Raw genomic sequence first — 21,160 nt, 5'->3', positions numbered from 1 at the left:
GGTACGGGCTGACCCTCGCTCTTCCGGAAGACCTCCACACCATGGACGGGAGGAATTCATCGCGGTCGTCAGCGCCTGAGGGACGGATCAAAGGCAGTGAACGCGGGTAAACTCACCGTAGTTGCCGACGGGGGGACGGGGACGCGTGGCGGAATCCGGAATGGGTGTCGGCCTGAGAGGCCGCAGCGGAATCATCAGTCTGGTCGACGAGTGCCTGAGGCTGCCCCCTGCCGCGGAGCGGCCCGTGATCACGCTGCTCGGGCCGCGCGGCAGCGGCGCCAGCGAGGCGCACAGCGCGCTGATGGAGCAGTTCGGCCCCGAGACACCGTTCGCCTATGTCAATCTCGGCGGTGAGCAGTCGCTGCTGCCGCGTTACGCGCTGGCGCTGCTCGCCCGCCAGCTCGAGCGCAAGCTGCCGCGCTACCGCCGCTCCTACTTCCCCCGGCTCACCCTTGGGCTGCTCGCCTCCGACCATCAGTTGCGGATGACCAGCCTGGCGGAGGGGCGGCGCAATATCCGGCGGGAGCTGGACGCGTTCCAGGAGCGGACCGAGGCGCGCTACGGCGACTATCTGGCCGCGTTCTTCGAAGTGGCCGGGGGCGCGGTGGGCGCGCCCGACGGCGCCTCCACCGCGGCGCTCGCGCTGCTGCGGGACGCCCTGCGGCGCGGGCGAAGACGGTTGCCGGGGCGCAAGTTCACCGGCAGCGCCACCTGGTACGGCGGCCATCCCCTCTTGCACAGCCGGGATCCGTGGGAAGCGCTGGTGGAGCTCAACCTCTGGCGCCACGAAGGCGACGAGGACGACCAGGAGCGGCTGGACCGGGTGTTGTTCTCGGCCTTCCTGGAGGACGTGCGCAGCAATGTGGACCGCTCGTTCATGCCGCGCTCCTATCTTCTGCTGCTCGACAACTCCCATACGGAGTACGGGCGTCGCTTTCTCGATCTGCTGATCCGCGCGCGCCACGACGACACCGTGGTGGCGAGCACCGTCTGCGATCCGCTCACCGTCGTCGCGAGCTCCAACCGGTGGCTGCCGCGCTGGGGCCCGGCGACCGGTGACCAGTGGCCGTGGCGGCTGCGCGGTCCGGACCGGGCGTCACTGGCCGACTGGAACGAGCACCGGCCGGGCCGGGACAGCGATGACACCTGGTGGTATCCGCTGCGGCTGCGGGACCTCAATCTGGACGAGGTGCGCATCCGGATCGAGCTGGAGCTGCGCCACCACCCCGACCTCGCGCCGTTCACCCGGCTCGCGCCCTTCATCCACCGGCTGACCTCGGGTCTGCCCCGGGCGGTCCATCAGGTGCTGGAGCTGGTCCGGCACTCGGCCGTGCCCGCCGAGGACGGCGCGGAGCAGGACCGGTGGCTGCGGACGCTCCCCGACCGTACGCCGCGGGACGGCGAGGACACCCGGTCGCTCGCGGACGCGGCCCTCGACCATCTGCTGCGCGGCTTCGACGAGGCGCAGCGGGCCACGCTCGCGGAGTGCGCCGCGGCGCGCGATCTGGCCGTCGGCACCCGGCTGCTGAGCTCCGGCGACTCGCTGTTCGGCGAGATCCGCAGCCGCTGGCTGCTGCTCAGCCCGGGGGCCGTGACCCCGGCGCTCCACCCGTGGCTGCGGCGGCTGTTGCTGTGGCGGCTCGCCGCGCGCCCGGGCGACTGGGACACGGTGCACGAGCTGCTGGCCGAGCACTTCCGGGCCGAGGGCCGCACGGTTCAGGAGATGTACCACCGGCTGGCGTCGGAGCGGATCGACGTGGTGACCGGGTATCTGGTGGCGCGGTTCCCGGCGGTGCCCGCGGCGCAGTGGATCAGCGAGTTCAACCTGATCACGGCGGCGCCCAACCGGCTGGGGCCGGTGGGCGGCCCGCTCGAACTGCTCGCGGGGCTCGCGCCGGACGAGCCTCAGGAGGCCGTCACCACCGCCTCGGTGATCCGGGAGCTGATCACCGCGCGCTGGGTGTGGAGCGATCCGCTGGCCGACCCCGGGATGCGGTTGAACGACATGATCGCCGACGGGTTCAACCAGCTGTCACGACTGCGGAGGAACGACATCGTGGCGCTGTTCAACGAGGCGGAGCGGTACCGCCACTGGCGCCATCCGCTGACGTTCACAAGCGAGGGGTGAGCCGGGTGCCGAGACTCGAATGGCCGCTGCACATCGTGCGCCGTGTGGCGATCGGGGTGGTCCTCGTCGCCGTGCTGGCGGTGGCGATCCCCCTCACCGTGCACTGGATCGGCGAGATGCGGGCGCGCTGCGGCGACGGGGTCGTGAAGTCGGGCGGCGACGACGAGTGCGTGGGCGTCACCGACGGCTCGTACCCGTTCGCGGGGCATCTGGAGGCCGTGGAGAAGAAGATCAAAGCGGAGAACGACCGGGTCGTGGGAAACGCGGACAAGGAGCCGTACGTCAGCGTCGCCTATATGACGTCCTTCACGCTGACCGACGACGACAGCAACTCCGAGGAGTCCGTCCGCCATGAGCTGGAGGGCGCGTATCTCGCGCAGTACCGGCACAACCGCGGCGACCTCTCCTCCTCCCCCAAGATCAAGCTGCTGATCGCCAATGTGGGGAGCAACGCGGCGCACTGGCAGCACACCGTCGATGAGCTGATCGACGTCAAGGACTCGGACGACAAGCTGGTCGCGGTCGCCGGGCTCGGCCCGAGCACCGAGCGCACCCTGGCCGCGCTGAACCGGCTCTCCGACCATGGCCTCGCCCTGGTCTCCAGCACCATGACGGCCACCAACATCAAGGGCATCAAGGGGTTTGTGCGGGTGTCCCCGACCAATGTGAACGAGGCGTACGCGGCCTCCAATTACCTCAAGAGGCACAAGGTCCGTACGGCCGTCGTGGTCCAGGACGACGCGAAGAGCAACTACTACGCCAAGACACTGGGTGACGCCTTCACCGAGGTCTTCCAGGACAGCAAGGGCCACCGGCTGGTGGCGGACCGGATGACCTATGACTCCTCGGTGCGCAGCGCCTGGGAGAACGAGCTGCGCTATATGCCCGGCCAGCTGTGCGACCAGAAGCCGCAGGTCGTGTATTTCGCGGGGCGCGGCAAGCATCTCACCCGGTTTCTGGACTCGATCGCCAACCGCCCCTGCCAGGAGCGGAAGTTCACCGTCATGACCGGTGACGACACCTCGAACCTGACCGCGAAGCAGCTCGCGCACGCCGCCGACAGCGGGGTGCGGGTGCTCTATACGGGGCTCGCGCACCCCGATATGTGGCAGAAGGATCCGCTCCATGTCGCCGGCCCCTCCGCCCGCCACTTCCAGCCGGGCGGCTCCCTGGACAAGTGGTTTCCCAACGACCCGCGCTATGACGGCCAGGCCATCATGGCCCATGACGCGGTGCTCACCGCCGCCCATGGCATTCAGATGGCGGCGGGCTGGCAGGGCGAGGTGACCGGGGACGCGGTGGGGCGCATGTTCCATCAGATGGACGGCCATCAGCAGGTGGCGGGGGCGAGCGGGTTCATCGCGTTCGAGAGCGAAGGCAACCCACGCAACAAGGCGGTCCCGATCCTGCATCTCAACTCCGAGGGGCGGTCGGAGCTGGTGGAGGTGTCGGCGCCGCGCGGCGAGCCGCCCAGGAAGCAGTGAGGCTCCCGGGGCGGGCTCAGTCGTCCGGCGCCTCCATCCGGCGGCCCTTGGGCAGCTGCTGTTCGAACCAGACGACCTTGCCCGTGCTCAGCCGGGTCGCGCCCCAGCGCGCGGCGAGCTGGTTGACCAGGAACAGCCCCCGGCCGCCTTCGTCCCCGGGCCGGGCGTGCAGCATCCGGGGCACGAGCGGCGAGTCGTCGCCCACCTCGCAGCGCAGCACATCCGTGTGCAGCAGCCGCAGCGACAGCGGGCGGGTGGCGTAGCGCACGGCGTTGGTCACCACCTCGCTGACCATCAGCTCGGTCGTCTCCAGCAGGGACTCGAGCCGCCAGCGGTGGAGCGTTCTACGGGCCAGCCGGCGGGCCCGGCCCGGGGTCTGCGGATGCGGGTCCAGGAACCAGTAGGCCACGTTGTACGACGGGATGCCGTGGAAGCGGGCGGCGAGCAGCGCGATGTCGTCGTCCCGGTCGCTCGGGCCGAGGCCGCCCACCACCGCGTCGCACAGCAGCTCCAGGGGCGGTGGGGTGAGCACATGGGCGGTGGCGTGCAGCCGGTCGCGCAGCAGCTCCACCCCGGTCCACACATCCGTCTCCCGCGACTCGACGAGGCCGTCGGTGTACAGCAGCAGCGTCGCTCCGGTGGGGGCGTACATCTCGACGGTCTCGAAGTCGACGCCGCCGACGCCGATCGGCGCGCCGGGCGGGACCCTCAGCACCTCGTCATGGCCCTCGGGGTGCAGCAGCACCGGGGGCGGATGGCCGGCGTTGGCCACCTGGAGCCGCTGCGCGATGGGGTCGTAGATCGCGTAGAGACAGGTGGCCATGTGCTGGCTGCCGAGGCGCTGGGCCTGTTCGTCGAGGTGGTGCAGGACCTCGTCCGGGGAGAGATCGAGTCCGGCGAGGGTCTGCACGGTGGTGCGCAGCTGGCCCATGATCGCGGCGGAGGTGATGGAGTGGCCCATGACATCGCCGATGACGAGTGCGACGCGGTTGCCGGGCAGCGGGATCGCGTCGTACCAGTCGCCGCCGATCCGGGCGGTCTTCGAGGAGGGCAGATACCGGCTGGCCAGCCGGATACCCATGGGCTCGGGCAGCGATGAGGGGAGCATGGTGCGCTGCAGCGCGTCGGCGACGTCCGCCTCGCGTCCGTAGAGCACCGCCTTGTTCATGCCGAGGGCGGTGTGGGTGGCGAGCTGGGAGGCGACGAGCAGATCGTCGCCGGTGAAGGCGGGCCGGTCGGGGTGGCGCACCAGGACGGCGGCGCCCATGACATGGCGGCGGCCGCGCAGCGGGGCGATGATCAGTCGTCGGCCCGGGGGTACGGGGCCGGGGCCGCCGGCCGTCGGGCTCAGCAGGTCGGCCACGGCCGCGGCGATCCCGGGGGTGTCCCCGAAGGCGGGCCGTCCCGCGCTCAGCAGAGCGGCGAGGTCGCCGGTGATCGTCAGCGGGGCCGGGTCGGCGGGGGGCGGGCGGAGGGGAGGCACGGCGGTACGGGGCCCATCGCCCGGGTCGTCCGGGTCATCCGGGTCGTCCGGGTCGTCCGGGTCGTTCGGGGTGCCCGGGTCGTCCGGGGTGCCCGGGTCGTCCAGGGTGCCCGGGTCGTCCAGGGTGCCCGAGGTGCCCGGGTCGTCCGGGGCGTCCGGGGCGGGCTCGCCGGTCCCCGGGCCGGTGCTGTGCGGCCGTAGCACCAGCGGGCCGGGCGACTCCTCGTCCCCGGCGGGCAGCGGATCGCGCAGATGGACGACGACGGCGTCGGCGAAGGCGGGGACGGCCGCGCGGCACAGCTCCCGCAGCGTCTCGTCGAGGTCCATGCCGCGGGCGATCTGCCGGGTCGCGGTGTCGAGATAGCGCAGCCGGTCGGTCTGCGGCCCCGGTCCGTACGCCGGCTCGTCCCGGATCTGGTCCAGGGCGTCCTCGGCATACCCGCCGGGGCAGAAGTCGCCGGTACGCCCGTGCAGGGGCGGCGGCTGGAGGGTGTGCGGGTCGCCCCGGTCCCCCGGATCCCGCCTGACCGGTGGCGCGGCCTCCTCCGCGGGGCCGCGGAGCGCGGCGTGCCGCCGGGCCCGGGCGGTGGGCCGGTCCGGGCCTTCGGGGGGAGGGGGCTGCGCCATCACACGTGTCGTTCCATCCGGTGGATACCACGTCCGCGGCGGGCGGCCGGTGGCTCCTCAGTCGCCGCGTCTGCAGTGGAGGAAGATCTGCTCCTCGGGCGGCACATCCGACGTCGCCGGTGCGTAGGTGTACGAGGACTCCCCGATGATCTCGAAGCCGGCCGCCTCGACGACCTGGTGCAGTTCGTCCCGCAGATAGCCGGAGACCCGGATGGTGCTGTGGAGGAAGGGGATCGCGAAGTCGTCCACGTCGGCCTCCACCATCGACAGGGCAAACAGACCGCCGGGGACCAGCAGGTGGCAAATGGTCCCGAGGGCGAGCGGGATCTCGGCCCGTCCCAGCATCAGCAGGGAGAAGAAGGCGGTGACCGCGTCGAACCGGCCCAGGTCCTGGGGGCCGCCGAGACGCAGATCGGCGATGTCCAGCTGGCGGAAGGCGGCGCCGGGGACGTACTGTCCGGCGAGCCGCACCATGCCGGCGGACAGATCGACGCCGACGACCCGCATCCCGGCCTCGGTCAGCTGGCGTGCGGTCGGCAGCCCGGTGCCACAGCCCAGATCCAGCACCCGGGATCCGGGCGGGAGCGCGCCGGTCAGCCACTCGCCGGCGGCGAGCTGCCCGTCCTTGTGCGGGAATGCCTCGTCGTAGCGGTCGCCTATGGCATCGAATGCCTCGGCCTGACCCGTGCGGTCGCGCCGCACGTTCTCGTAGCCGGTCACACTGGTCCCGTTGCTCACGCATACATCCTTGGGTTACTCGATACCCAATATTTCATCCCGTTCCCGGTTTGCGCTATAACCGGACCGCCCCGTTCCACGGGGCCCGCGCGGTCAGGCGCCGTCTCCCTTCGGCTTGTCCTCGTCGACGATCTCCGCGTCCACCACGTCCTCCTCGCCCCCGCGGGCCTGGTCCCCGCCGTCGCCGGAGGCACCGGCTCCGGGGTTCGGCCCGGCGCCGTCGCCCTGGGGCCGGGCCTGGGCGTAGAGGGCCGTGCCGATCTTCTGCCCGGCGGCCACGGTCCTCTCCGTGGCCTCGCGGATCGCGGTGGTGTCCTCGCCCCCCAGCCGCTCCTTCAGATCCGCGACCGCCGACTCGGCCTCCTGCCGGACGTCCTGCGGCACCTTGTCGGCCTGGTCGCGCAGCAGCTTCTCGGTCTGGTAGACGAGCTGCTCGGCCTGGTTGCGGGTCTCGGCGGCCTCACGGCGCTTGTGGTCCTCCTCCGCGTACTGCTCGGCCTCGCGCATCATGCGGTCGATGTCGTCCTTCGGCAGCGCGGAGCCACCGGTGACGGTCATCCGCTGTTCCTTGCCGGTGCCCAGGTCCTTGGCCGAGACGTGCATGATGCCGTTGGCGTCGATGTCGAAGGCGACCTCGATCTGCGGCACCCCCCGCGGAGCCGGCGGGAGCCCCGTCAGCTCGAACATCCCGAGCTTCTTGTTGTACGCGGCGATCTCGCGCTCGCCCTGGAAGACCTGGATCTGCACGGACGGCTGGTTGTCCTCGGCCGTGGTGAAGACCTCCGAGCGCTTGGTCGGAATGGTCGTGTTGCGCTCGATCAGCTTGGTCATGATGCCGCCCTTGGTCTCGATACCGAGGGACAGCGGGGTGACGTCCAGCAGCAGGACGTCCTTGACCTCACCCTTGAGGACACCGGCCTGGAGCGACGCGCCGATGGCGACGACCTCGTCCGGGTTGACGCCCTTGTGCGGCTCCTTGCCGGTCAGCTCCTTGACCAGGCCGGTCACGGCGGGCATCCGGGTGGAGCCGCCGACCAGGATCACATGGTCGATATCGGAGGTCTTGACCCCGACGTCCTTGACCGCCTGATGGAAGGGGGCCTTGCAGCGCTCCAGCAGATCCTCCGTGAGCTGCTGGAACTGGGCGCGGGTGAGCTTCTCGTCCAAGTGCAGCGGGCCCTCGGACGACGCGGTGATGTACGGCAGATTGATCGCGGTCTCACTCGCCGCGGACAGCTCGATCTTGGCCTTCTCGGCGGCCTCGCGCAGCCGCTGAACGGCCATCTTGTCCTTGGCGAGGTCCACGCCGTAGCCGTTCTTGAACGTCGTGACCAGATGGTCCACGATCCGCTGGTCCCAGTCGTCGCCGCCGAGGTGGGTGTCGCCGTTGGTGGCCTTGACCTCGACGACCCCCTCGCCGATCTCCAGCAGCGAGACGTCGAAGGTGCCGCCGCCGAGGTCGAAGACCAGGATGGTCTGGTCGTTCTCCTTGTCCAGCCCGTAGGCCAGGGCGGCGGCCGTCGGCTCGTTGATGATCCGCAGCACCTTCAGCCCGGCGATCTCGCCCGCCTCCTTGGTGGCGGTGCGCTGGGTGTCGTTGAAGTACGCCGGGACGGTGACCACGGCGTCCGTGACGTCCTCGCCGAGATACGTCTCGGCGTCGCGCTTGAGCTTCTGCAGCACCCGCGCGGAGATCTCCTGGGCGGTGTAGCGCCTGCCGTCCACCTCGCCAGTGGCCGGGAACCGCCACCCCTCGTCCTCCATGTGGCGCTTGACCGACCGCGCGGTGCGCTCCACATTGGTCACGGCCTGGCGCTTGGCGACCTCGCCCACCAGCACCTCGCCGTTCTTGGCGAAGGCCACCACCGAGGGGGTGGTCCGGGCGCCCTCGGCGTTGGTGATGACGGTCGGCTCACCACCCTCCAGAACGGAGACGACCGAGTTCGTCGTTCCCAGGTCAATACCGACTGCGCGCGTCATCTCAGCACTCCTCCCGGTCTGTCTCCAAGTATCCCAAAAGGCATTTTTTTGGGAGGGAGTGCCGGGAGACAGTGCCGGGAGACGATGGCGAGAGAGGGAGTGCCGAGCCGCGGAGGGGAGGCGGGCGCGGTCAGTCCCCCAGGTGGTCGATCTCGCGCATCCTGTTCGTCGCATCGAGGGCGGCGACCTTGTAGGACTCGGCGAAGGTCGGATAGTTGAACACCGCGTCCACCAGATAGTCGACGGTCCCGCCGCACCCCATCACGGCCTGGCCGATATGGATCAGCTCGGTCGCGCTGGTGCCGAAGCAGTGCACCCCGAGCAGCCGCCGGCTCTCCGGGGAGACCAGCAGCTTCAGCATGCCGTGCGAGTCACCGACGATCTGGCCGCGGGCCAGCTCGCGATAGCGCGCCACCCCGGCCTCGAACGGCACCCGCTCCTCCGTCAGCTGGTCCTCGGTCCGGCCGATGAAGCTGATCTCCGGGATGGAGTAGATCCCGATCGGCTGCAGATCGTGAATCGGGTTCACCGGCTCGTCGCAGGCGTGGTACGCCGCGTTCCGCCCCTGCTCCATGGAGGTCGCGGCGAGCGCGGGGAAGCCGATGACATCGCCGACCGCGTAGATATGCGGAACGGAGGTGCGGTAGTGCTCGTCGACCGTGATCCGGCCCCGCCGGTCGGCCGTCAGACCGGCCTTGCCGAGGTCGAGCTCATCGGTGAGCCCCTGCCGTCCCGCGGAGTACATCACCGCGTCGGCGGGGATCTTCTTCCCGCTCTCCAGCACGGTCAGGGCGCCCCGCGGATGCCGCTCGACCGCCGCGACCGTCTCCCCGAAGCGGAAGGTGACGGCCAGATCCCTCAGCCGGTACTTCAGCGCTTCGACGATCTCGACATCGCAGAAGTCCAGCATCCCCTCGCGCTGCTCGACCACGGTGACCTTGCTGCCCAGGGCGGCGAACATCGAGGCGTACTCGATGCCGATCACCCCGGCGCCCACGATGACCATGGAGCGCGGCACCCGCTCCATATTGAGGACCGAGTCGGAGTCCATGATCGTCCGCTCGTCGAACTCCACGCTCGCCGGGCGGGCCGGGCGGGTTCCGGTGGCGATCACGATATGCCGCGCGGTCAGCAGCTGTTCCTGGCCCGTCGCGTCCGTCACGGCCACGGTGTGATCGTCCATGAACCGTCCGGTCCCCGCAAACAGCGTGACCCGGTTGCGGGAGAGCTGACTGCGGACGACATCCACCTCGCGGCCCACCACATGCCGGGTGCGGGACGTCAGATCCGCGACGGTGATCTCCTCCTTGAGCCGGTAGCTCTGGCCGTACAGATCCCGCTGGGTCAGTCCGGTGAGATAGAGCACCGCCTCGCGCAGGGTCTTCGACGGCACGGTCCCGGTGTGGAGCGAGACCCCGCCCACCCTGTCCCGCCGGTCGACGACGGCCACCTGGCGACCGAGCTTCGCTGCGGCGATGGCCGCTTTCTGGCCACCCGGGCCGGATCCGATCACAAGCATGTCAAAGTCGGTCACGGGATGAGTCTGTCACCCGATGCCACCGCCCCGGAAGAGCAAGCCGCCGGTCAACCCTCTCCTGTCCAGCGGGACTTGACGGAGGACGCGGCGCACGGCGACTGCGGCGGCGCCGCGGCGAGTGAGCCGAAGGGGCGCGCAGCTGTCGAAAGGGAGCGCGCGGAGACCCCACCTCGGCTTCGCCCTGCTGCTCCGCGCCCCGAAATCATCGCCAACGCGCGGAACCGTGTGGTCTTACGTCCCAGCACCGAGGACGCATCCGGCTTGGCGACCGTCCTCGGCGGCGGCCTGGTGGCGAATGACCTCGCACTCCTCGGAGCCCACGAGGCGTACGCCGAAGTCCTGGTGAACCGGCAGCCAAGCGAACCGTTCCTTATCCGTACGCGTCAGCCGGACGACCAGGCGCTCAGTGAGCCCACCGACCTACGACGCCAAAGCGCACCGACGCGGCCGAAGTCCTCAAGCGCCACAAAGGCCAAGGAGTGGTCGAGCGCCGCTACAGCGACTTCAAGGGCCCCCTGGCCGTCGCACCGATCTTCCTCGAACACAACCGGCGCATCACGGCGCTGATCACCGTGATCTGCCTGGCCCTGCTGGTGTTCTGCCTGATCGAACGCCAAGTCCGCCAGGCCCTGGGCCCCGAGCAGACCATGAGCGGCCTCTACCCCGACAACCGCAAGGTCCGCCCCACCGGCCGCATGATCCTCTACCACCTCGACAGCCTCACGCTCCGCCCCGGCACCGCCACCAACCCACCCGCCATCCTTGTCAGCCGAGGAGTCCAAGCACACCTGCTCGAACTCCTCGGCATCGACGAAACCAGACCCCGCTGGCTGGAGACCTAAACCCCCAAGTGCGAAGTCACCGGCTAGGAGTGCTTGTCGCCCTCGACGTTGGCGATCATCCTGCGTAGCAGCTTGAGCGCTGCTACGTAATCCTCGTCACTTATGCCCATGTGGACCACGGTGCGCAGCTCGGTCACCAGCTCGCGCAGCCTCACCCTGGCAGCCTCCCCGGTGTCAGTGAGGTGCAGGCGCTGCCGGGCGTCGATTTGGAGCCAGCCACGGTGGAGTAACTGGTCAACGACCCGGGTGATCTCGTTCTGCCCGTCCGCAAGTGGCGACAACTGGGCGACCACCTCCTCACGGCTCGGCGCCGCGGGCCCACCGTTCACGCGGTTGAGCACCCAATACTGCGGCTGCGTGACGTCGACCTTAGCCATAGCGTCGCGCAGATGCCGGGTCACGGCCGCATGAGCCAGACCGCTCCAGTAACCGACGGGTTGAGTGGCCAGCATGTCGTCGGTGACGGCCGGATCGGCCGGCGCCTGGTCAGTGGGGGTTCCAGTCAGCTCTTCCATGATCGCGACGCTACATGCCCCGTGCGGATGCGAACATGTCGAATCTCGCGAACGTCAACAGGGCCGGGCAATGCCCAGGGGATACGTAGCCATGTTGTTGACGAGTCGAAGGAGTTCGCCGGCGACACGGCCAGCGTGTCCCGGCTGCTGCTGGTCAAGCGCTACGCCCGGACCGGGCGCACCGGGCCCGCGCGGGAGCAGCTTCGGCAGATGGAGAGCGAGTTCTCGGTCGGCACCCCCGCGCTGTTCACCGGCATGGTGGCGGGGCTGTACGGCCGGCTGGACTGTCTCGACGGGGAGTTCGAGCGAGCACAGACGCGGATCCGGGAGGCCGTGCGGCGGCTGGACAGCCTGGCGCATCTGGTGGCGCCGCAGCTGATCGTCACCCAGTTCCTCAGCGCCGCCTGGGCCAAGGCGCATCTGGACGCGGCGGAGGACCGGGGCCCGGCTGCTGGGCGCGTACGACAGCAATGAGCTGAACCCGGAGGGCTTCGGCTTCCATCCGTATCCGTCGGAGGCCGAGGTCCGGCAGCGGGTCGAGGCCCGGCTGCGGGCGGTGCTGGATGCCGAGACGTTCGAGCGGGCCTACGCCGAGGGCGGCGGCCTCCCGGTGAAGGAGGCCGCCGCCGTGGTGTGACGCTGCGAGGCCCGGCCGGCGTACCGGTCGTGACGTCGCTCCCCGCCACGGCGGGCTCACCGCCTGGGACGAGGGCGGATACGCCCGCGCCCCGAGGTCTTCGCGCCCTGGCCGCCGACGGACTCAACCGGCAGGCGCGGGAACCGGTTTCGGGGCCGGTTTCGGGGCCGGTTTCGGGGCCGGTTTCGGGGCCGGTTTCGGGGCCGGTTTCGGGGCCGGTTTCGGGACGAAGACGTACGCCAGTGCGACGCCCACGGCTCCGGCCACCGCCGCCGCGATCAGCACCCGGTTGAGTCCCTGCGCCGGGGGTGGTGTCCTGGCGGAACAGGACCCCGAACACCGCGACCCCGAGCGTCTTCACACGGCGAAGGCGGCCGTGCCGGGCAGATCGAGACGGGACCGCTCCGGCCGGCCGGCCGGGGCCGGGATCGCCCGCGTCAGCGCGAGTGTGATCAGGACCAGCGGAATGTTGGCGAAGAACGCCGCACGCCAGCTGAGGTACTGGGTCAGCACACCGCCGGCCATCGGCCCGGCCGCCGCGCCGAGCCCCGTCACCGCGCCGAAGACGCCCATCGCCTTGCCCAGGTCCGGACCCCGGTAGACGGAGCCGATGAGGGCGAAGGCGGTCACCGACATCGCCGCGCCCCCGACGCCCTGCGCCCCGCGCGCCACGATCAGCGCACCGGTGGCGGGCGCCAGACCGCAGCCGAGCGAGGCGAGGCCGAAGACGGCGAGGCCGGCGCATCGCTTTCGTCGCTGCTCCGGGTCTGGGCGGAGCACGAGATCTCGGTGCTGGCGTCCGCGATGGCCGAACACCCGGAGGTGTCCCTGGTCGCGGTGACCACCGGCCCGACCAATCTGCTGGCGGCCGTCAACTGCCGTGACGCACACCATCTTTCGCGCTCTCTCACGGAGCGGATCGCCTCACTCGACGCGATCCGCACGATGGAGACGGCTCCGGTCATCCGTACGGTCAAACGGGCCGGGGCACCGCTCCCTCTCTAGGCATGTCCTACGGCGTGTCCGACGCCGTATGCGGCCAGAGGCGGCCGTGGTCGTCCCTGGCCAGGGAGGTCAGGGAGGCCAGCAGGACGAGGGCGACCAGCCCGGTCGGCAGGGCGGGCGCGGCCCGCGCGGCGTGGGCGATGAGGAGCCCGCCGCCCGCCGCGCCCGCGACGAGGGCCGCCAGCAGCGCCGCGTTGATCCAACGGACCCTGCCGGTGAGGGCCAGGTCGACCAGCAGACCGGTCAGGATGCCGGTGAGGTAGGTGGTGGACATCCCGGGCGGACCGATGGCGCGCACCAGGCCGCTCTGGCCGCCCATGGCGAGCGCGGCCACCGCGAGCAACCCCAGCTGACGGCCCCCGGTGGGATGGCCTCCGGCGGTCGTCCATACCGCCCACAGTCCGCCCAGCGCGAGCAGTTCCACGCCGAGCGCGCAGCGGGCCCGCCATGCCGGCCGGTTTCCCCGGACGATCCGGCCGCTCACCAGCGCGCCCGCGGTGTAGCCCGCTATGGCCACGGCGGCGTCGCGGGCCAGATCCGGGTCATGGGCCCCGGTGGACAGGCCGAGCAGCGAGAGGTTCGCGGTCATGACGCTGGTGAAGACGCCGCCCAGCGCGAGAAAGCTGATCGCGTCCATCGCACCGGTCGCCACGGTCAGCGCGATGCCGGCCACCAGTGCGCCGGGGCCACGGGCCCGGCCGTGGCGCCGTCCGCCCGACGCGGGCGCGGTATCGGTCTCTTCGGCCATCGGCACCCCTCCGGTCGGCCCGGGTGCCCTCGCCGCGGGTCAGGGAAACAGCGGGGGCGACGCCCATACGGGAGCTTTTCTGGCCCTCCTCGGAAGTGGTTTCGACCCCTTGACGGCCGTGCGGGGTGCCAACGCGGCGGCCACCTTCGCCGTCACCCGGCAGGGCCCGCCACCACACCCCCGGGCCAGAACATTCCTGTCCTCTGGGTTCATATCCCCACTGTGCCGTGAGCAGTGGCCGCAGGGGTGGAGGCAACAAGCGCGTGCCACGCCACGAGCACGCGCAGTCGCGCTGTATCGACCCCGCCCCCGCCGAGCGCCCCGCGCCGTCCCGGCGTAAGCGGTAGGGGTGTGACCGAGATACGCGCCAAAGGGGCAACGGGATGATCTTGAAGCACTGAGCATCCGTCGGCCGTCACCCATTCGGCTCAGTGTCGTTGGTGGTGATGTTGAGCGTCGTCTGGGGCCTGGGGTGGGTTGTGACATCGATTGAGCGGACCGCGTATCCGCGGTTCAAGCGGCTGATCACCGCGCATGAGCTGCATCTGTTCTTCTCCCCGAGCCGCGATGAGCTGGAGTGGGCGGCCGATGCCACGGACTGTGATGAGCATCTGCTGGCGCTGCTGCTGATGCTGAAGTCGTACCGGCGTATGGGGTGCTTCCCGGCGCTGGAGGACGTCCCGGAGATGGTGGTGGACTTCGTCCGGCGCGCGGTGGAGCTACCGGAGGGCACGCTGCCGGTGTACCGGGCGGAGCGGACCGCCAAGCACCACCGGGGCCTGGTCCGCAAGCAGGCCGGTGTGACGTACGACCAGGCCAAGGCCCGCGGGATCGTCGAGCAGTCGATCCGCAAGGAGGCCGCAGCGAAGAACCGCCCGGCGGACCTCATTAACATCGCGCTGGAGAAGGTGGTGGAGGCCGGGCTGGAGCTACCGGGGTTCTCGACCTTCGACAAGATGGCCTCGAGAATCCGTACCGAGGTGAACGCCTCGATCCGTACGGGCATCCACGACCGCATGAGCGCTGCTCAGCGAGCGGGACTCATGCGGCTGCTGGAGGACCGCGACAGTGACGGGACGACGCTGTTTAACCGGCTGAAGAAGCCCGCCAAGGGCCCGACCTGGTCGCACTTCAAGAACCTGACCAAGCGTCTGGAATGGCTGGACGAGCTTGGCGACACCGACGTGTGGATGGACGGAGTCGCCGCGGGGAAGGTCACCGACTTCGCCGGGGAGGCGGATGCGGCGGACGCCTCGGAGCTGCGGGACTTCGTCCCCGTCAAGCGCATCGCGCTGGTCGCGGCCCTGACGCACAAGGCGCGGATGCGGGTGCGGGACGACCTGGCGACGATGTTCTGCAAGCGTGTGGCGACGAAGATCAAGAAGGCCAAGGCGGAGCTGGAGGAGATCCGGCTCGCCGAGCGGGAGATCGTCGAGGCCCTGATCGGGAACTACCGCACGGTGCTCAAGCACATCGAGAGGGCGGCCCGGCCCAGGAGGCGCTCACGAAGGCCGCGGCCATGACCGCCGAGGTCCGCCAGGCCCTGGATGGTCTGGACGCGGAGGCGTCGGTGGATGAGGTTGCGACGCGGCTGGAGGGCAGGGTCTCCCCGGCGGTCCTCGCCCTGGTGAAGGCCCAGGTGGTGCAGGCCGGCGGGTTCGGCGCGGTCACCCGCGCGGTGGACGGCTTCGGAGGGTTCGCGAAGCAGTACGAGCAGATCGAGAAGGTCTCCGCCCATCACGGCAACTTCTGGGAAGTGCTGCTGTACGGGCAGATCGGCCGGGACCGGGCGGTGATGTTCGACCTGGCCGACAACGACAAGCTGAAGTTCACCGCGACCAGCGAGGACAGCCGGGTGCTGGACGCCCTTGCACACGCCCAGCGGCACCAGGCGGCCCGCGGCGAGTACATCACCGCCTTCAACGAGGAGGGCAAGGAGGTCGACATCTCCTTCGCCACCCAGAACTGGCGCAAGGCGGTGGTCGACAAGACCCGGACCGGGCAGTTCGTCCGCAAGCACTTCGAGGCGATGGTCTTCACCGCGCTCGCCGAGGAACTGCGCACCGGCGACGTCGCGGTGGTCGGCTCGGAGGAGTACGCCGACTGGTCCGAGCAGCTGCTGGACTGGGAGGTCGTCCAGGAGACGCTGGGGTCCTACCTGGTGGAGGTCGGCCTCGCCGAGCAGGGCGAGAGCGCAGAGTTCGACGCGAAGTTCTTCCGCCGGCAGCTGGAGGACAAGCTGCGAAACGCTGCCGCGGCAGCGGATGCTGGGTACCCGGAGAACGACGGCCTGGTCATCGATCCGGAGACGGGCATCCCCTCGCTGAAGGCGTTCCGGGCTGACGGTCAGCGGCCCTCGGCCAAGCGGCTGGAGCAGGAGATCAAGGCGAGGATGCCGGAGCGTTCCCTGATGGGGATCGTGGCCCGGACCGCGTACTGGGTGGAGTGGTGGCGCCGTTTCGGCCCGCCGTCGGGCAACGAGCCCAAGCTCACCGACCCCTTGGGCCGGTACGTGATCGTCACGTTCGTCAAGGGCACCAACATGGGCCCCTACGAGGCCTCCCGGCACATCCCCGGCGTGAGCGGGCACGAGCTGTCGTACGTCGCCAACAAGCACTTCTCGATCGTGCTGCTGAACGAGGCGGTCGCCGACCTGGTGAACGCGCACGCCCGCCTGGACATCTCGCAGGCGTGGGGCGACGGAACCGCGGTGGCGGCGGACGGCACCCACATGGACACGTATCTCGACAACCTGCTCTCCGAGACGAGCGTGCGGTACGGCAAGCCGGGCGGGATCGCCTACCACCACGTCTCGGACACCTACATCGCCCTGTTCACGCACTTCATCCCGTGCGGGGTGTGGGAGGCCGTCTACATCATCGAGGGACTGCTGAAGAACACCTCCGAGATGCAGCCGACCACCGTGCATGCGGATACGCAGGGCCAGAGCTTCCCTGTCTTTGCGCTCGCCCACCTGCTGGGCTTCGACCTGATGCCCAGGATCAGGAACTGGAAGGAACTGACCTTCTACCGACCCTCCAAGCAGACGGAGTACGTGCACATCGACGCTCTGTTCGGGGAGCCGGGCAGGCACGTCATCGACTGGGGCCTGATCGAATCCCAGTTCCGGCACCTGATGCGGGTGGCCGTCTCCGTACGCGAGGGCACCCTCTCCTCCTCCACCCTGCTCAAGCGCCTGCGCTCGGGGTCGAGGAAGAACGCCACCTACGCCGCCTTCCGCGAGGTCGGCCGCGTGATCCGCACCGTCCAGCTCCTGCGCTACCTCTCGGACGCGCCGCTTCGCCGGCGGGTGACCGCGGCGACCAACAAGGTGGAGTCGTTCAACCGGTTCTCCCAGTGGATCGGCTTCGGCAACCGCGGTGTCATCGCCGACAACGACCCCATCGAGCAGGAAAAGGCGATGAAGTTCAACGCCCTGCTCACGAACGCGGTGATCTTCCACAACGCCCTGGACATCGCCGAGATCGTCCGCCAGCTGCTGGAAGAGGGATGGGAGATCGACCCGGAAGACCTGTCGCACATCTCGCCGTACCTGACCGAACACATCAACCGGTTCGGCGAGTACAGCACCCACGAACTCGGCATCCAGCCCGAGGCGTACGACCCGAAACTCGACGTCGACTTCACCCCGCTGCGCGAGCAGGACCTGACCGCCACCGGTCTCGGCCAGGCTGCCTGAGCCGTGAGGAAACTAGCTGGTGACACCCTTCACGGGAGCGGGCCGGTATACCCCCGAATCCTGCCGCTTCAGTGAAGATCCGACTGGACCTCGGTCAGTCGATGCCTTCGACGATGCGGAAGTCGCGCTCGACGCCGTCGGAGAGGGCGACCAGCGCCTCCTGGTAGGCCGGGCTCTCGTACGCCGCGACGGCCTGCTCGAAGCTGTCGAACTCGATCAGGACGGTGCGCTCGGCGATTCCGGCGTCGTGCGCCACGACCCGGCCGCCACGGGCGAAGGTCCGGCCGCCCCCGGCCTTGACGGCCGCAGCGGCCAGTTTGTTGTAGGCAGCCAGCTTCTCGGGGTCGGAAATGGTGCGGTAGGCGCTGACCCAGTAGCCCTTGGGCATGGAACCTCCAGTGTTGGGATGAGTGCATGTGACGTAGATCAGTGTGCGGAGATCGGCTCGGTGCCGGGTTCAAGGGGCAGGCGGAGCGCCCTGACGGCGAACGAGATGGCGTGGTACCAACCGCAGATCAAGGCCAGATCGAGTGCGGCATCTTCATCGGCGACAGCGACCAGGTTCGCCCAGGTGTCGTCGGAGAGGTCAAAGGTCGCATGGAGCTCGTCGACCGCTTCGAGCACGGCACGATCGGTGGTGTGCCAGCAGTCGTCCGTCGGCCTTCCCTTCGCGAGGGACGCGAGCTGCGCCGCGTCGAGTCCCACCTTCTCGGCGAAGCCCGCGACGTGCACAGCCCACTCGTAGTCGGCGCCACACAGCGCGGTGGTCCGGTCGATGGCCAGCTCGCGCTGGCGCAGAGTGAGAGCGGAGCGCCGAGAGAAGTAGTAGCTTCCCCAGCCCGCGATGGAGCGGGCGAGCTCGGGCCGGCGGGCCCACACCCGGAACAGCTGGATGGGGGAATGCCCGAGGAGCTCAAGGGCCTCGCTGGCTCCCTCGCCATAGGGCGGCGAGAGCGGCTCGATGCGAGGCTGCTTCGATTTCAGAGGCATAGCGGGACGTTAACATTGACGCTTTGGAAAGGGAAGCAGATGGCACGACCAACACCACTCCCAGGCCGCCGGGTCCGCGGCTCGCACACGGGGCGCCCGATCATGGCGCTCCTGGACCTCTTGGGCCGACGCTGGGCGCTGCGAGTCCTGTGGGAGCTACGGGACGGCTCATCTCCGACCTTCCGCCAGCTCCAGCAACGATGTGGCGGCGTCTCATCAAGCGTCCTGGCAGACAGGCTTCGCGAGCTCGGACAGGCCGACCTCGTCGAGCACGCCGGCGAGGGGTACCTGCTCACTGAACAGGGCAGGACCCTTCAAGAATCTCTCGCCCCGCTCGATGCTTGGGCCTCCGGTTGGCGGCCCAAGGCGGCGGACTGACGGCCGTGACGGCAGGACGGGCTCAGTCTCTCCAGTGGTCACAGAGTGTCGCGACTCCATGTTCATCGGGACCGGTGCCCGCCTTGCTGCCGAGGCTCCCCACACCGCCTATGTGCGCGAGCTCTTACGGGGTGGTCTCGGACGAGCGTCGGCGGGCGAGAGCGAGGCTTGTCAGCGTCGTGATCGCCATGGCGCCGATGCCGACCAGCGCCGCGGTGGTGTAGGCGCTGTCGTCGGGGAAGAGGTGGCCGGGGCCGGTGCCCGCGGCGAGGATCAGGCCGCCGATGGCGCTGCCCAGGGAGTACCCGACGCTGCGGACGACGTAGTTGAAGCTCATGGCGCTCGACGTCTCGCTCTTGGGGGTGACGGCCAGGATGACGCCGGGCATCGCGGCCGAGAAGCCGCCGACGCCGAAGCCGAGCACGCCCATCGCCGCGAACAGTTCGGCCAGGTCCCACCGGGCCGCCGCGAACAGGGCGAACCCGCCGCCGACCACGACGGCGCTGCCGGCCAGGAGCAGGGGGTCGGCGATCCGCGTCCGGACCCGCGGCGTGAGCTTGCCGGCGACGAACCCCAGCACCGAGAACGGGATGAGGACCAGCCCGGCGACGAAGGTCGTCAGCCCGAAGCCGTAGCCGGCGCCGTGCGGCGTCTGCGCGTACCGGGTGATGAGCGTGAGCAGGAGGTACATGCCGATCCCGCCGACGAACATGGCGAGGTTCGCCCCGGCGACCGCCGGGTGCCGCACCGCCCGCACATCGACCAGGGGCGTCGTGCTGCGCAGCTCGATGACGGCCCAGACGCAGAGCAGCACCACCGCGACGACGGCGAGGCCCGCCGCCACGGCGAGGTGCCGGCTCCACAGATTCCGTTCGCCGGCGAGGAACAGCACCAGGAGCAGCGCGGCGGCCAGGACGACCGCGCCTGCCACGTCCACGTGGGCGGAGCGGCCTTCGGGGGCTTCGGGAATGGAGCGCCACGCGGTCAGGAGGGCGGCGGCGGTGACGACCAGGCCGAGGCCGTAGGCGGCCCGCACCCCGCCGAACTCGGCGAGCAGTGCGGCCAGCGGGTAGCCGACGCCGGCCCCGATGATCGAGACCACCGAGATCAGGGCAATCACGGCCGCGCTGCGCTCCTCGGGGAGGTGGTCCCGGGCCACGCCCATCATCAGCGCCGTCAGCCCGAGCCCGACGCCCTGGGCCGCCCTGCCGGCCAGCAGCCACGCGAACGGCAGCGGCAGCACGGTGAGCGCGCTGCCGGCGACGACGACCGCCAGCGTGGCGAGGATCGTGGCCCGCCGGTGCGGGCCGGCTCCGAGCCGGCCCAGGACCGGCGTGGCGACGGCGCCGCTGAGCAGCGCGACGGTCAGCGTCCACTGCGCGCTGCCGAGCGAGACGTGGAACGAGGTCGCCACGCTGGTGATGAGCGGCGTCCCGAGGCTGGCGACCGCCGCCACGACCAGAGCGATGTACATCAGGGCGGGGACCAGCAGCCGCGCCTCGGAACGCGCCACCGGGAACGCCTTAACCGCGCCCCCGCCGACCGGCCGGCCGGTCACTGCTTCGGCCCTTCGCGGTCCTGGCTTTCGAGCTCTGCCAGATGCTTCAGCGCCGGAAGGGCCGCCACCAGCGCCTCGGCCTCGTCGCCGGTGAGCTCGCCGATCAACCGCTCGAACGCGTGGACGCCCGCCTGGCGCCGCGTCCGGACATAGGAGGCGCCGGCCTCGGTCAGGCACACCAGCGTGACCCGCTTGTCGGACGCGTCGCCCTGCCGCTCGACCAGGCCGGACTCCTCCATCACCCGGACCAGGGTGGTCATCGCGGGCTGGGTGACGCCCTCGACCGCGGCCAGATCGGTGATGCGCCGCGGGCCGGTCCGGTCCAGGGTGGCCAGGGTGGCGGCGGACGTCAGGCTCATGTCCCGGGGCAGGCGTCTCGCGGCCCTGGTGGCCAGGCCGTAGAGGGCTGCCCCGATGGCGGCGGACGCGCCAGGAGCGGTGTCTTGACGACTCATGCTCGAAGCATAGCATCTTTATATTCATAGTTTATGGAAATGGTGACTGGCGCGGGCGGCGCGCCCCTTGGGCAGGCCGGCCCGCCGGGTCCGGGTCAGTGCCAGGCCCAGCAGCCGGTCGGCGCGGTCGCCCTCGGCGAGCCGGTCGCGGAAGTCGGACAGCACGCTGTGGTGGAAGCCGGGATCTTCCAGCTCCAGGGCAGAAACGCATTCGGGCGGTTACTCGATCGCGGAGACGTATTCACAACTACCGCAGTAAATACCGGATTTACTGCGGCAGAGCCCCTACCGTGATCACCGCGACCTGCGGCGGACCAATCCAGCCGCCGGGGCGAGGTGTACGCATTTACTGCGG

Annotated in this window: 20 protein-coding genes; 8 read left to right on the top strand and 12 right to left on the bottom strand. The window is 70.1% G+C overall.

Annotated elements, in window-relative coordinates; genetic code table 11:
- Nucleotides 1-145: 145 nt before the first annotated feature.
- Complete coding sequence (locus ABZS71_RS05735; RefSeq protein ID WP_356207827.1) at nt 146-2,128, top strand: hypothetical protein; 1,983 nt, start codon at nt 146-148, stop codon at nt 2,126-2,128.
- Between the two features lie 5 nt (nt 2,129-2,133).
- Nucleotides 2,134-3,612, top strand: coding sequence for a branched-chain amino acid ABC transporter substrate-binding protein (locus ABZS71_RS05730; protein ID WP_355845649.1), 1,479 nt, complete (start codon nt 2,134-2,136; stop codon nt 3,610-3,612).
- 16 nt (nt 3,613-3,628) lie between these two features.
- Here ABZS71_RS05730 and ABZS71_RS05725 read toward each other — a convergent pair whose 3' ends face one another.
- From ABZS71_RS05725 to sthA, 4 genes are all read right to left on the bottom strand, one after another.
- On the bottom strand, nt 3,629-5,722 hold the full coding sequence (locus ABZS71_RS05725) for an ATP-binding SpoIIE family protein phosphatase (protein WP_356207826.1): 2,094 nt from the start codon (nt 5,720-5,722) through the stop codon (nt 3,629-3,631).
- A gap of 57 nt (nt 5,723-5,779) precedes the next feature.
- Nucleotides 5,780-6,460 carry a class I SAM-dependent methyltransferase gene (locus ABZS71_RS05720; RefSeq protein WP_356207824.1) on the bottom strand — a complete coding sequence of 227 codons (681 nt, stop codon included), beginning with the start codon at nt 6,458-6,460 and terminating at the stop codon, nt 5,780-5,782.
- A gap of 93 nt (nt 6,461-6,553) precedes the next feature.
- Nucleotides 6,554-8,440, bottom strand: coding sequence for a molecular chaperone DnaK (dnaK, locus tag ABZS71_RS05715; protein WP_356207823.1), 1,887 nt, complete (start codon nt 8,438-8,440; stop codon nt 6,554-6,556).
- A gap of 130 nt (nt 8,441-8,570) precedes the next feature.
- A complete protein-coding gene (gene sthA / locus ABZS71_RS05710) occupies nt 8,571-9,974 on the bottom strand; it encodes a Si-specific NAD(P)(+) transhydrogenase (protein ID WP_356207821.1) in 1,404 nt (467 codons plus the stop codon).
- Nucleotides 9,975-10,456: 482 nt separating this feature from the next.
- Here sthA and ABZS71_RS05705 point away from each other — a divergent pair, with 482 nt between their 5' ends.
- Nucleotides 10,457-10,819 carry a hypothetical protein gene (locus tag ABZS71_RS05705; protein ID WP_356207819.1) on the top strand — a complete coding sequence of 121 codons (363 nt, stop codon included), beginning with the start codon at nt 10,457-10,459 and terminating at the stop codon, nt 10,817-10,819.
- Between the two features lie 23 nt (nt 10,820-10,842).
- Here ABZS71_RS05705 and ABZS71_RS05700 read toward each other — a convergent pair whose 3' ends face one another.
- Nucleotides 10,843-11,334, bottom strand: a complete 492-nt coding sequence (locus ABZS71_RS05700; RefSeq protein WP_356207818.1) for a MarR family winged helix-turn-helix transcriptional regulator — start codon at nt 11,332-11,334, stop codon at nt 10,843-10,845.
- Nucleotides 11,335-11,469: 135 nt separating this feature from the next.
- On the opposite strand from ABZS71_RS05700, the gene ABZS71_RS05695 reads away from it, so the two are divergent.
- Nucleotides 11,470-11,808, top strand: a complete 339-nt coding sequence (locus ABZS71_RS05695) for a hypothetical protein (protein WP_356207816.1) — start codon at nt 11,470-11,472, stop codon at nt 11,806-11,808.
- Nucleotides 11,809-12,328: 520 nt separating this feature from the next.
- Here ABZS71_RS05695 and ABZS71_RS05690 read toward each other — a convergent pair.
- The gene (locus tag ABZS71_RS05690) at nt 12,329-12,751 is read right to left on the bottom strand and encodes an MFS transporter (RefSeq protein WP_356207814.1); all 423 of its coding nucleotides are present in this window, start codon (nt 12,749-12,751) and stop codon (nt 12,329-12,331) included.
- 9 nt (nt 12,752-12,760) lie between these two features.
- Here ABZS71_RS05690 and ABZS71_RS05685 point away from each other — a divergent pair, with 9 nt between their 5' ends.
- The gene (locus ABZS71_RS05685) at nt 12,761-12,976 is read left to right on the top strand and encodes an Lrp/AsnC ligand binding domain-containing protein (protein ID WP_356207812.1); all 216 of its coding nucleotides are present in this window, start codon (nt 12,761-12,763) and stop codon (nt 12,974-12,976) included.
- Nucleotides 12,977-12,983: 7 nt separating this feature from the next.
- On the opposite strand, the gene ABZS71_RS05680 is transcribed toward ABZS71_RS05685, so the two are convergent.
- On the bottom strand, nt 12,984-13,724 hold the full coding sequence (locus ABZS71_RS05680; RefSeq protein WP_355845674.1) for a YoaK family protein: 741 nt from the start codon (nt 13,722-13,724) through the stop codon (nt 12,984-12,986).
- Between the two features lie 479 nt (nt 13,725-14,203).
- Between ABZS71_RS05680 and ABZS71_RS05675 the strand changes: the two genes are divergently transcribed.
- Together ABZS71_RS05675 and ABZS71_RS05670 are read left to right on the top strand one after the other, a co-directional pair.
- A complete protein-coding gene (locus ABZS71_RS05675; RefSeq protein WP_356207810.1) occupies nt 14,204-15,247 on the top strand; it encodes a DUF4158 domain-containing protein in 1,044 nt (347 codons plus the stop codon).
- Entirely contained in the window at nt 15,244-17,424 is a 2,181-nt protein-coding gene (locus ABZS71_RS05670) for a transposase (protein WP_356207808.1), read from the top strand. The genes ABZS71_RS05675 and ABZS71_RS05670 overlap by 4 nt, the downstream gene beginning before the upstream one ends.
- A 94-nt stretch (nt 17,425-17,518) precedes the next feature.
- On the opposite strand, the gene ABZS71_RS05665 is transcribed toward ABZS71_RS05670, so the two are convergent.
- On the bottom strand, nt 17,519-17,812 hold the full coding sequence (locus ABZS71_RS05665; RefSeq protein WP_356207806.1) for a DUF1330 domain-containing protein: 294 nt from the start codon (nt 17,810-17,812) through the stop codon (nt 17,519-17,521).
- Nucleotides 17,813-17,850: 38 nt separating this feature from the next.
- Nucleotides 17,851-18,414: a carboxymuconolactone decarboxylase family protein gene (locus ABZS71_RS05660; RefSeq protein ID WP_356207804.1), complete on the bottom strand. Its 564-nt coding sequence runs from the start codon at nt 18,412-18,414 to the stop codon at nt 17,851-17,853.
- Between ABZS71_RS05660 and ABZS71_RS05655 the strand changes: the two genes are divergently transcribed.
- Entirely contained in the window at nt 18,325-18,792 is a 468-nt protein-coding gene (locus ABZS71_RS05655; RefSeq protein ID WP_356207802.1) for a helix-turn-helix domain-containing protein, read from the top strand. The genes ABZS71_RS05660 and ABZS71_RS05655 overlap by 90 nt on opposite strands.
- A 124-nt stretch (nt 18,793-18,916) precedes the next feature.
- Here ABZS71_RS05655 and ABZS71_RS05650 read toward each other — a convergent pair whose 3' ends face one another.
- From ABZS71_RS05650 to ABZS71_RS05640, 3 genes are all read right to left on the bottom strand, one after another.
- Nucleotides 18,917-20,350, bottom strand: coding sequence for an MFS transporter (locus ABZS71_RS05650; RefSeq protein WP_356207800.1), 1,434 nt, complete (start codon nt 20,348-20,350; stop codon nt 18,917-18,919).
- On the bottom strand, nt 20,347-20,709 hold the full coding sequence (locus ABZS71_RS05645; RefSeq protein ID WP_356207872.1) for a MarR family transcriptional regulator: 363 nt from the start codon (nt 20,707-20,709) through the stop codon (nt 20,347-20,349). Before ABZS71_RS05645 ends, ABZS71_RS05650 begins: the two co-directional genes overlap by 4 nt.
- Nucleotides 20,710-20,829: 120 nt before the next feature.
- Nucleotides 20,830-20,970 carry a hypothetical protein gene (locus ABZS71_RS05640; protein WP_356207798.1) on the bottom strand — a complete coding sequence of 47 codons (141 nt, stop codon included), beginning with the start codon at nt 20,968-20,970 and terminating at the stop codon, nt 20,830-20,832.
- Nucleotides 20,971-21,160: the final 190 nt, after the last annotated feature.

It is taken from the genome of Streptomyces sp. NPDC005393 (assembly GCF_040606675.1).
In the GTDB taxonomy this organism is placed as follows: Bacteria; Actinomycetota; Actinomycetes; order Streptomycetales; family Streptomycetaceae; genus Streptomyces.
The sequence above is the reverse complement of the archived record's forward strand: the minus strand, read 5'-3'. Positions and strand labels throughout refer to the sequence as shown.

What these genes read in the sequence shown, in the direction of transcription:
- ABZS71_RS05725 (WP_356207826.1), bottom strand. Translation starts at nt 5,722, where the DNA reads ATGGCGCAGCCCCCTCCCCCCGAAGGCCCGGACCGGCCCACCGCCCGG.
- dnaK (WP_356207823.1), bottom strand. Translation starts at nt 8,440, where the DNA reads ATGACGCGCGCAGTCGGTATTGACCTGGGAACGACGAACTCGGTCGTC.
- ABZS71_RS05700 (WP_356207818.1), bottom strand. Translation starts at nt 11,334, where the DNA reads ATGGAAGAGCTGACTGGAACCCCCACTGACCAGGCGCCGGCCGATCCG.
- ABZS71_RS05680 (WP_355845674.1), bottom strand. Translation starts at nt 13,724, where the DNA reads ATGGCCGAAGAGACCGATACCGCGCCCGCGTCGGGCGGACGGCGCCAC.
- ABZS71_RS05670 (WP_356207808.1), top strand. Translation starts at nt 15,244, where the DNA reads ATGACCGCCGAGGTCCGCCAGGCCCTGGATGGTCTGGACGCGGAGGCG.
- ABZS71_RS05665 (WP_356207806.1), bottom strand. Translation starts at nt 17,812, where the DNA reads ATGCCCAAGGGCTACTGGGTCAGCGCCTACCGCACCATTTCCGACCCC.
- ABZS71_RS05655 (WP_356207802.1), top strand. Translation starts at nt 18,325, where the DNA reads ATGCCCGAGGAGCTCAAGGGCCTCGCTGGCTCCCTCGCCATAGGGCGG.
- ABZS71_RS05660 (WP_356207804.1), bottom strand. Translation starts at nt 18,414, where the DNA reads ATGCCTCTGAAATCGAAGCAGCCTCGCATCGAGCCGCTCTCGCCGCCC.
- ABZS71_RS05645 (WP_356207872.1), bottom strand. Translation starts at nt 20,709, where the DNA reads ATGAGCCTGACGTCCGCCGCCACCCTGGCCACCCTGGACCGGACCGGC.